The following is a 10,049-nucleotide window of genomic DNA, read 5'->3' on the forward strand; positions in this document are numbered from 1 at the left end:
AATTACTAGCTACTTCCTAAACATTGTTCCTCATTTACCAACCTGTTTATACTTTTTTCAAGCTTTGCAACAGAACCGTTACTTTCAAGTCCCACCCGTTTTCTGTTCAGTTTACAAATATAGACTAATTTGTAATACTTCGCTATTATAAAACGATGGTTAATATATGTAAAAACATTAACTTGAATCATATTTTTGAAAGGTGGTATTGTAATTTGAAACGCACTGTAGAATTTATAATCGGCTTAATCGGAGGAATCTTAGGACTCTTACTTTCAAGTACTAAAGTCAATATTACATAAATAAAGGGGATACAGACGAAATGAGCAGTATAGGGAACTTAATTGAAAATCATGTTGAGACTTTGTTTCTTATCTTTGTAAGTATAATTGTACTGATATTTCAAAGTATTGTCTTTGTAAGAATAGTAAGAGACTGGTTTAAAAATAAAGATATAGAGAAGTTAAAAGAAGATAACCAGTATATTAAGAAGTTAACTATAGTATACATAGGAATTATGGTAATAGGTGCTATCACAAACTTACCTTTATTCGGATTTATATTGTTAGGTTTTATGTCTAACACTATTATATTAACGTCTTTAAAGATAGAATTGTCTAATACAAGGTCAAATCAGTTGAAGACTGTAAAGAATTCAAATTTCATGTTATGGTTTGTAATAAACGCTATACACTTAGTATTATTCTTTATTGAGGAAATAAAACTTATTAAAAGTATTTAGGGGATAGACTTATGGATAACGATATGACTTCTTATGCTTCACTGATGAACTATATAATAATTGCATTACAACTAGCTATTTTTCTAATGGTGGTTCTTTACTTTATTAAGAAAGACTTATTAATAGCTATAATTAAGAAGATGATAAAGAAAGACATTAAGATAGAGGATATAGGTCTTTTAAATGCAGTAAGATACTTATTATTTAAAGGTATTGTTATTCAAGTAACAGTTACATTGATTTTAAGCTTTATGTACGGATTATCTCAAGTAACACCTGTGTATGTAAGCTTTGTAACAAACATTGTTCTTTTAATATTTTTCTCATTTGAATTAAACTATAAAATGGATAAGAATACTTTTAATAAAACAAAAAGAAATGTATTCTTAATACTGTCATTCATTGTCACAGTGGGGTACTTTTCAGTAGTTTTAGACTTCTTTAGTCAACTATATTGACAAACCTAAAAAAATACACACTAGTTAAGTAATATATTTTTTTATCATATGGGGCTGACAATTATTTACGTTTACGAAGCATCATCAGAACACTCAAAAAACAAGAAAATCCCGTGTTTCACACAATGCAAACTTTATTAGAGACGGGAAATATAGAACGATTTTCAACGAAATAAATGAGGTTTCGCTCCGATGCGAAACCTCTCTTTATCTTGGCTTTTTATATGGTAGCTGAGTAGTTACGAATAATTTTTATTCTGGTAAATGAATGTTGATAAAAATGCCAGTATTGTTTAACTGACTGGAAACAGTATTAAGAAATTTCACACACTCCAGAAAAAAAGTCATCCTTTCTGTGTATTTTAAAAAAAGAATAACGTTTTTTACACTTGAGGATAGTCATATTTCTTAAGTTGACGGTACTCCATATAGAAGAAACAAAAAAACACGCGGTGTAGGTGCACCACGTGTTTTCAGTTAATTCGGAAGCTCCTGATTCCCGTTTACAATATCCTTTGGCTTTACCTTCAAAAATGCCTTGTGTAAAATGTTGTTTTGAACGCGATAAGCTGGTGCATTGACGCCGCCGTAAATCGTGCTAATGCCTTCAACCGCTGCACCTGTTGTGATGGTATTGCCAGTGATGTTTGCCTGTTGGCCCTGGAACGGTTTGTCTTTATTCCAATAGTCTCCCACTTTGATAACCGCTTTGTTCATCCCTGGCCGTAAGCCAGAGGTAATCGTGTTATTGACAACATTGATTTGTTTCCCCATTGGGATATTGAGTACAGTTGTATCACCATTGATATCAAATCGAGAGTTTTGAATCGTAACATTTGCGTCTTTGCTTCCGACGTTAAATGTCCCTTTTTCTGCCTTAAATGTACAATTTTGAAAGGTGTAAGTGCCGTTATAGTCGACATGTGTACCACCAGTCGCAGTTGGACTGGATTCAAAAATGCAATTGTTATAGGTCCCTGGTACGAATGAAGTACCAGGGTGATTGAGCACTTTCAAGTTGTCAAAAGTACTTCCGTCTGGTGCTTGGCCGCCCACTCTTCCTCCGTTTATGGTTACATTACTTACATGAACAGGGTTGACCCACACATTTAAATCCATATTGTTTAATGTAAGGTTTTTCGCTTCGATTCCAAACGGGACACGACTTGAAAGACTTAACGCCGTTTTATCAAATTTCATGCCGTCTACCACCGCGCGAGGTCCTGTGATGTTCATCAGTCCATCCTTTATGCTGTTTCCTTCAAACGTGATATCGTGATAAGCATAAATACTACTGGCATCAAATGTATTATTCTTGATATATGTATTTGTGAATGGTTCGGAAACAGCTAAACCGATTTTTCCTCTTGATCCAAAGTGATTCCCTTCAACAAACCCATCATGTCCATCATATAAAATGACATCGTATTTGTTATTGTTGTAGAATTTGTTGTTTTTGATGAAGATGTTTTTGTTCATCATCCCGTTTTCACCGTATCCGCCCTCTACGTCAATACCAGATTCAGGCGCAACACCTTTAATATCATGGAAGACACTGTCTGTGATGGTTACATGGTCCGCGCCTCCCACTGTGATGCCTTGACGCCGATTAAAGGAAAAGTCAGAATGTTTTACGGTCACATTCGTTGCTAATGCCTTGTTCCAAAACTCCCCGTATACACCGCTCGTATTTGATTTTTTAAACACCGCTTTAAAGGACGCTGCAGATTTTGGAATTCGAACCACTTCTTTTTTAGTATTGACACTGTATCTAGATAAGAAAGAACCATCTGCTTGATAAAAATAGACATCATAGAGATACGGCAGATTTTTTGCATTTGGCATTTCAAAATAAGGTTCTGTTTTGAGGATGTCCTTTGTGAATGGGATCGGTGCTTTCAATCTAATTTTTGTGGGATCTGCCACTTTGTTTCCATTTGTATCAAGAGAACCCGATTCAAAATGATCTGGATAGATGTCTTGCAATAACGTTCCTTTCCCACCAATACCCGCACCATCACCTGTGAAGTTTGTTGCTTTAACGCCGTCAATTGTCAAGTTTTTGGCCCCATATACAGAAATGCCGATTCCATTTTCATGCGTACCAGGAAAACTCGGTCCTTGTTTTTTCGAATAGTCATGTGTATCTTTATCACCCTTGTACGTCCCGCCTTTTAATGTGACGTTGTCGGCGCCGTACCCAACACATACAGTTGAATATACTTCTCTTGCGTTTGTTTCTTTTTGAATCACAGCATTTTCATCTAACCAGAATGTGATATTCGGAACCATATTGATACACGCGGAAGGGTCATTCCACAAAGCAGGATTTTCTTTTTTTACCATGTACGTTCCTGCTGGAACCTTGAATGTTTTGAGGGCATTTGCTTTTGCGAATTGGAGTGCATCGTTCATTCCTTTTGTCGATTCAATCGGATGCGTACCATCGTTTGAAATATGCCATCTTTCTTGCTCTTTTTTGTTTAATTCATAGAAAGTACCATCTTTTTCTACCGTTTTGAGGGCAGCTTGTTCACCTGCCGCCGCCTTTACTTGCACGTTCCCATTTTTCAACCCGCTTCCGTTGATCGAAGTTTGAAATAGTCCCTCTTTATTTGCTGTAACGTCTGTAGAAACTTTTTTTCCATCTACATCTGTCACTTCAATGTGAACAGGCGTATTTGCTTCTGCCGTGCCTTCTACTCCGTAAGAAGATTGATTGTTGTAAATCATACGTTGTAAATTTCCGAGTGCTACGTTTGTTTTTTTTGTTTCTTTTGTTTCTCTTGTTTCTTTTGTTTCTCTTGTTTCTTTTGTTTGCTTTGCCGCTATTTGGCTAACAGGATTACTTGTGAATACCCTATTTGTTTGCACGAAACGGTTGCCCTCTGCACCGTTCCATTTTTCATATTTATTTGCGACATGCACCGTGGTAATCGGAATCGGTTTCATGGTATTCCCAGTTTCTGTGTGCAAACTATTTTGAAGCAATAACAATAGAGCTGTCATCACCATTATCGATACTTCACCTCTTTCTATATAACCATTTCAACTCAATCGTTTTAAGATTGTTTGTTGGGATCTGATTTCTCCCTTTCTTTTAACTTTTTCTCTACATTGTAAACGATTGTAATCATACATAGAATCATAAGCGTTACGATTCCAATTGTTGTATAAGAACTTCTCCATAACAAGCTAACGACGCTTCCGATTACAATCATAAAATAGCCGCTTCTTTTTAAAACATTGATTCCACACGACATCTACTGTTTGCGACCAGTCACACCGTTTCCCTTTTGCTTGATGAAGAAAAGAAATTATCGTTTATTTATATTATCCTCATTACCAGATATAAAGAATCAGGAAAGGCGAGAGTTTCACCGTTTTTATTTTATTCACGAAAAAACATGATACCATTAAGAAAAACAATTTGGCAAGGGGGAACAATATGAAACACGTAATCAAATCGAAAAAGCAAAGAGACCATATGATTATTCCTTTGCTTGGCACTTATTGGTTCGTTGCACAAAACCAACATCTTTAGCAAGATCTCGTAAGGTATTTAGGGATAAAAAACTTTGAATTTCTTGAGTGAATAGCTGCAATTCATCGGATACAGAAATAGACATACAAAAACGCCATCCTTTCCTATGATTCATGAGAAAGAATAACGTTTTTTCATTTTAGGGGTGTTTAATCTTCTTAAGTTGATGGACATATGTTGGTACCCCTAAAGTCCCTAGTTCCACAAATAGAGTTAAAACATTAAAATTTGTTATGAAGGCCGTAATACCATAGATCACCATAATAGATAATGTTCCTGATGCGGGGCTAAAACATTTTCCGCTTTAAACTTCCGCAAGACCTTGCGCAATGCTTGCAGCTAGTTGGATTGCTGTATCATAATTACTGCTAGAAGTAGAATTGAATTCACGGAGATGGTTTATGTTTCATCTCATCAAAAATACCCATCATAGCTTGCATGCCGGGCAGGGGATTACTAATTCCTTCAATCCCTCGATAAACATAATATTATAAAGGCAATAAAAAACCTTGAAAGGCATAGTGCCAATCAAGGTCAAAGTTTAAATAGCGACTATTATTTATGTATTTCTCTTTCCCATACTTTCTTTCCGTCGCTTAAAAATACTGCACTTGGTGGATCATCATAGAGAGAAATTTCAACCAGTGAACTTCTCTCTTGTCTTAACCAATCATATACACTACCTTCGTTAGTAGCAGGATGGGATAAAATATGATTTACTTGAAATGCAACTGCATAATATTCTGTATAATTCACATCATCGTCATCCAACCCATTGTCTGTTTCAAAGAGTGTGTCTGGTTTACCGATAATCTTTAATCCACTTTGCCATTCTATTATCAGTTCACTATCTCCATACTCATCTAATGTTTTTATTAAAAAATTATATTCCATTTGTATCATCCTTTTCTTATGGTTCTAATGATTTTGAATGAACTATGTGAGCACCGTCTTTTCCATAATGTATCATGCCTCTAGTAGTCTATTGTAACTGCTAATATAAAATAGACAGTTTCCCAAAGAGTACACTTTGGGACATAGCGTATAATTTTTTAATGAATTAAACTAATTCCCCCATTTGGGGGATTTGGGCAAAAATACCTAAAATAAATTTCCCGGTTATAAAATAAAACAGGTTCTATAAAGGAGCCTGTTTTATTTTATATATTATTCTAATTTTTTTCTTCTTTGTAATTCCATACTATCTCTACTACTTCTTCTGGAGTCAACTCTTCATCATTCCAAAAAATCAAGTCACTTGGAGCGGAATGAGGTACGTTATTTTTTAAAATATAAACATATTCACTAAGTTCTTCTTCAGTTGAATCAAACTCACATATTTTTGTTACAAGTTCAATTCATTCTTTTTTTGTCATTTTATTGTAAATCTATTCTTAATCTGTTCTAAGTATTCCTTCACCTGTTTTTACTATTCAGTATGGACCAAGAAGGGTGTGTTTTAGACATGCGGGAAAAACTAAGTCAACTTATATAGTAAAGATAGTTGAGTTCCTTTTTTATTTAGTTTAAACAATTCTGTTTCTAAAGATAAAAATACTAAGACTGTTTATTTTGCTGTAAAAATGCTTCTAAAATTCTCTTAACTGGTAGACTGGCATTTTTCAGTAAATTCTCTGCTTTATTTATTACTTGCTTGTTGGAAGCAAGTATTTTTTTATATTCTTCATTGTTAAAAGAACGCAAAGAATCTATTACATATTCAGCTACTTCATCATTCTCATTGAGTAAATCTAGTAATAAATTGAATCCATTCATTCCAGTATCTTCATCTATGCAATATACTAATCTAATTTTATACTTATCATCTCTGTCTTTTAGACCTTGAACCAATTGTTCCCAATCAATGTCAGTAAATTCACTTATCAACTCTTGTACATACATAAATTCATCATCATAAAAGTAGTTATCTGAGCTATTTTCAGATAATACTGCATCTACTTTTTTATACATTAATGTTCCTCCTCTATTCGGTAAATCCACCTGGTAATAGCGCATTAATTTGATCTGTTGGATATCCACTAACCACATTGTTACCTATTTTGATTACATCAATTTCTACGCCGTCAATAATTCTCCTATGAAAAGTTGCTCCATCTCTTCCTCTAATACCTATCGGGGAAGAATTACAGATATCGGTTATACTATCTAACATCTTTGTATCACTCCAACCATTTGGAAATATTGTACTATTTTTTATCTTAGCCAATTTTCCATCAGGGAATTGATTCGTATATTTGATATCTTTCGTACCATTAAGATACTCATTCAAAGAAAATGTAATCTAACTATCAACCTTTAGTTCTTTTCTATATTTTTTCACGAAAAATCCAACGTATAGTAATTCCCACGCTAAATGCCATGAGAAGTAAACAGCCAAAATATTTTAATCCCATATATCCTCTCTCTTCTAAAAATAAGAATACACAGGCTTTATACTTCGTCAGAAAACCGCTTATGTTCTTTAAAAAAGTTAGCTGCGACACAACAAGTGATTCCAACAATAAGAACAATAATTGATAACGTTTTATTTGTATGTTCAATCGGTATAATATCTGTAATCACATTAAGCATGACAAGTCCCCAAACGAATAAAATCATTCCAGAAGCAAGTAATGTTTTTCTTATTAGCGAACGATTCTTCATAACTTTCCCACCTTTTCCATATATATTAACTTTATCACAAAAACAAACGATAAAATTCTTTTAATTGTCTTTCATCACGGGATCGCACATGCCCATCATGATAAAGCTTCTTAATTACATAACTACACTACGTAAAAAAGCCGTTCTCCTATAAACTATGGTGTGAAGTAGCGACAAAAGATAGATTCACGGTAAGTATTATACTTGGAAAAAATCTTTTGTTTTAAACTTAAAGGGCCATAAGTAATACTTATCCAATATTATAATTAATCAATACTCCACTTATTGTATTTGGTGTTATAAAATGAAAGAGGATTTAGAAATTTCGAAAAATTATTTGGTTATAGAAGAAAAACAATACAAATTCAATTGATAATGGGAGTGGACTTTATGATTCTTGGTTTACATCACGCTCAGATAACTATTCCAAAAGGTGCTGAACTAGCGGGAAAAAAATTTTATTGCGAAATTCTCGGTCTACCTGAGAAGGAAAAGCCCGAATCACTACAGGGGCGTGGAGGATTTTGGCTACAAGTCGGAGATAGAGATGTACATATAGGTACAGAAGATGGTTTTGACCGATTAAAAACAAAAGCCCATCTAGCTTATCAAGTAGAGGATATATCATACTGGAGAAATGTGTTAGAACAAAATAACATTCAGATAATTGAAGGAGTACCTATACCTGGTTTTGAACGTTTTGAGTTTAGAGACCCATTCGGAAACAGAGTGGAAATGATTCAAGAAATTTAGTTACTCCATTAACTAAATTCGGTATTTAAATGAAGAGAAAAAGAGCTTAGGGAAACCTCTAAGCTCTTTTTCTCTGATGTATGCTGCGAATTCATTTGATATTTAATTGTGCTTTACGGTAACTCTTCATATGAAGAATGTAATTTGTAGCACTTTCTTCTAATCTTTCATCTGTCAAATGGTTTTCCGTACCATACACAGCAAACGTCGGTAAGAATTTCATACAGTGTAGAGAAATGAAGCTTGATAAGGTTTTAGTAACTCGCTTAAAGTATACTCATTTCAGGAGGATATAGCATGTGTTAGTTCAATAAGATATTTGTTTTCTATGTGTTAAAATGTTAAAAATGCTTACCAACTTCCAAAAGAATAAGGATCGCAAAATTGCAATATTAACCTTATTTTTAGATAGTGCTTAAATTATTTTGGATGATTTCTCGCCCGCACCTGTCTAATCGTCAACTTCGAGTAAGAGGCTCATGATAATCGTTTATAAAGTCATGCACCAGCATAACGGATCACACTTTCACCACAATGAGGACAACAACCTCCTGTATAAGTAATTCTAATTTGATCTGAATGAAGTACATAATAATCAGTAATTGGTTCGATGCCAGGGATCTATATCCCACCTGGAATCGTTGGCAATATAACCTCCCGCACTGTCATGTCCGACCACTTACCATTCCAGGAACAAATACTACACTTTAATATCTCTTCCGAAAAGTTCGGAGCATTTTGGATGACAATAATACATTCTCTACTATAGGTATTACAATTAGGACAATCGTGTACTTTCACGAATCTCCACCTCTCATCAAATTTAAAACTTTTCACGTACCTTACTTTTTATTATTCTTTTTTACAGTCAATTAGTCCTTTTCGGGGGATAAGCAAAAACACCCTATGACAGTAAAGAAGTATATCTTGTTGACTTCGAATCAAACAACAATGTAACAGTAGGTGGATTTCTTTTTTATGTAGATATAGATGCTAAATTAAAGACTTATTAATTTCCAAATTCGGATTTTACATCAACTAGCCCCTCTTGCGGGGCTAGTTTTTTTGTTTTGGTCTTGCCTTTAAAGGGGGGGGGGCACATCGCCATCAAGTTAAGAATTCTAAGTCACTCCATAACAAACAAAATGGAGTTTAACAAAAAGAACTTGTAGCAATTACTACAAGTTCTTTTTACGAAAACGTTAATAAGACAAACTATTCTTGCGTTTTTTCCTCATATAGTTTAGCAAGCTTATAAAAAGAAGAACGTTTGATGCCATACTTTTTCATGGCCCCTACGGCTGTAATCGAACCGGATTTCCATTCCTTATAAGCTTCAATAAATTTTTCTGTTATTTCGACAGGTGGACGCCCTAAATGCTTACCTTGTTTTCTGGCAAGAGCAATTCCTTCAGCTTGACGTTGTTTAATATCAATACGCTCTTTTTCTGCAAAAGCTGATAATATTGTAAGAGTTGCTTTTTGAATTGCGCTTTGAATGACATCATTTGTACTTTCACCAGTGTAATTGATGTTAATATAGAGTTCCTTTATAAATTGTAAATTTATCCTATGTTTTTCATAGTACCTAAATTCTTCTAATGTATCATTCATATTTCTTCCAAGTCTTGTTAAGGAGTCAAACACAATCGTGTCTCCTGTACGAACAAGGCGTTTTAACATTTGATAATTCTCTCGCTCCATATTTTTTCCAGATTCTTTATCTATGAAAATATCTCGATCTTCTATCCCTAAATTCTTCATATTCTGAATTTGTCGTTCTTCATTTTGATCTTTACTTGGAACTCGTAGGTTCTGTTGCAAAGCTTGAAAAAAGTATAAACAGGTTGGTAAATGAGGAACAATGTTTAGGAAGTAGCTAGTAATT

12 protein-coding genes and 1 pseudogene are annotated in these 10,049 nt (G+C 34.1%); 3 read left to right on the top strand and 10 right to left on the bottom strand.

Going from position 1 to position 10,049, the window contains the following annotated elements; translation table 11 throughout:
• The first annotated feature begins 322 nt into the window (after nt 1–322).
• A complete protein-coding gene (locus PLX19_RS26095; RefSeq protein WP_334313787.1) occupies nt 323–742 on the top strand; it encodes a hypothetical protein in 420 nt (139 codons plus the stop codon).
• An 11-nt stretch (nt 743–753) separates the two neighbouring features.
• On the top strand, nt 754–1,200 hold the full coding sequence (locus PLX19_RS25595; RefSeq protein WP_272191750.1) for a hypothetical protein: 447 nt from the start codon (nt 754–756) through the stop codon (nt 1,198–1,200).
• Nucleotides 1,201–1,677: 477 nt separating this feature from the next.
• Here PLX19_RS25595 and PLX19_RS25600 read toward each other — a convergent pair whose 3' ends face one another.
• The 8 genes and pseudogenes from PLX19_RS25600 to PLX19_RS25635 form a co-directional block, all read right to left on the bottom strand.
• Nucleotides 1,678–4,215, bottom strand: a complete 2,538-nt coding sequence (locus PLX19_RS25600; RefSeq protein ID WP_272191751.1) for a right-handed parallel beta-helix repeat-containing protein — start codon at nt 4,213–4,215, stop codon at nt 1,678–1,680.
• Between the two features lie 47 nt (nt 4,216–4,262).
• Nucleotides 4,263–4,421, bottom strand: a complete 159-nt coding sequence (locus PLX19_RS25605; protein WP_272191752.1) for a hypothetical protein — start codon at nt 4,419–4,421, stop codon at nt 4,263–4,265.
• Nucleotides 4,422–5,051: 630 nt separating this feature from the next.
• Nucleotides 5,052–5,184 (bottom strand): annotated as a pseudogene (locus PLX19_RS25610) (T7SS effector LXG polymorphic toxin); the annotation flags it as partial.
• Between the two features lie 115 nt (nt 5,185–5,299).
• Nucleotides 5,300–5,638 (bottom strand): hypothetical protein, encoded by a 339-nt coding sequence (locus PLX19_RS25615; protein WP_272191753.1) that lies wholly within the window; start codon nt 5,636–5,638, stop codon nt 5,300–5,302.
• A gap of 278 nt (nt 5,639–5,916) precedes the next feature.
• Nucleotides 5,917–6,102, bottom strand: a complete 186-nt coding sequence (locus tag PLX19_RS25620) for a bacteriocin immunity protein (protein ID WP_272191759.1) — start codon at nt 6,100–6,102, stop codon at nt 5,917–5,919.
• Between the two features lie 199 nt (nt 6,103–6,301).
• Nucleotides 6,302–6,715 (bottom strand): hypothetical protein, encoded by a 414-nt coding sequence (locus PLX19_RS25625; protein ID WP_272191754.1) that lies wholly within the window; start codon nt 6,713–6,715, stop codon nt 6,302–6,304.
• Between the two features lie 13 nt (nt 6,716–6,728).
• Nucleotides 6,729–7,034, bottom strand: coding sequence for an EndoU domain-containing protein (locus PLX19_RS25630; RefSeq protein ID WP_272191755.1), 306 nt, complete (start codon nt 7,032–7,034; stop codon nt 6,729–6,731).
• A gap of 161 nt (nt 7,035–7,195) precedes the next feature.
• On the bottom strand, nt 7,196–7,408 hold the full coding sequence (locus PLX19_RS25635) for a hypothetical protein (protein ID WP_272191756.1): 213 nt from the start codon (nt 7,406–7,408) through the stop codon (nt 7,196–7,198).
• 390 nt (nt 7,409–7,798) lie between these two features.
• On the opposite strand from PLX19_RS25635, the gene PLX19_RS25640 reads away from it, so the two are divergent.
• Complete coding sequence (locus PLX19_RS25640) at nt 7,799–8,161, top strand: VOC family protein (RefSeq protein WP_272191757.1); 363 nt, start codon at nt 7,799–7,801, stop codon at nt 8,159–8,161.
• A gap of 91 nt (nt 8,162–8,252) precedes the next feature.
• Here PLX19_RS25640 and PLX19_RS25645 read toward each other — a convergent pair whose 3' ends face one another.
• Together PLX19_RS25645 and PLX19_RS25650 are read right to left on the bottom strand one after the other, a co-directional pair.
• Entirely contained in the window at nt 8,253–8,384 is a 132-nt protein-coding gene (locus tag PLX19_RS25645) for a hypothetical protein (RefSeq protein ID WP_272191758.1), read from the bottom strand.
• A 992-nt stretch (nt 8,385–9,376) separates the two neighbouring features.
• Nucleotides 9,377–9,985 (bottom strand): recombinase family protein, encoded by a 609-nt coding sequence (locus PLX19_RS25650; RefSeq protein ID WP_272191760.1) that lies wholly within the window; start codon nt 9,983–9,985, stop codon nt 9,377–9,379.
• Between the last annotated feature and the right edge of the window lie 64 nt (nt 9,986–10,049).

This window comes from Bacillus sp. BP-3, from assembly GCF_028401955.1.
Taxonomy (GTDB): Bacteria; Bacillota; Bacilli; order Bacillales; family Bacillaceae_G; genus Bacillus_A.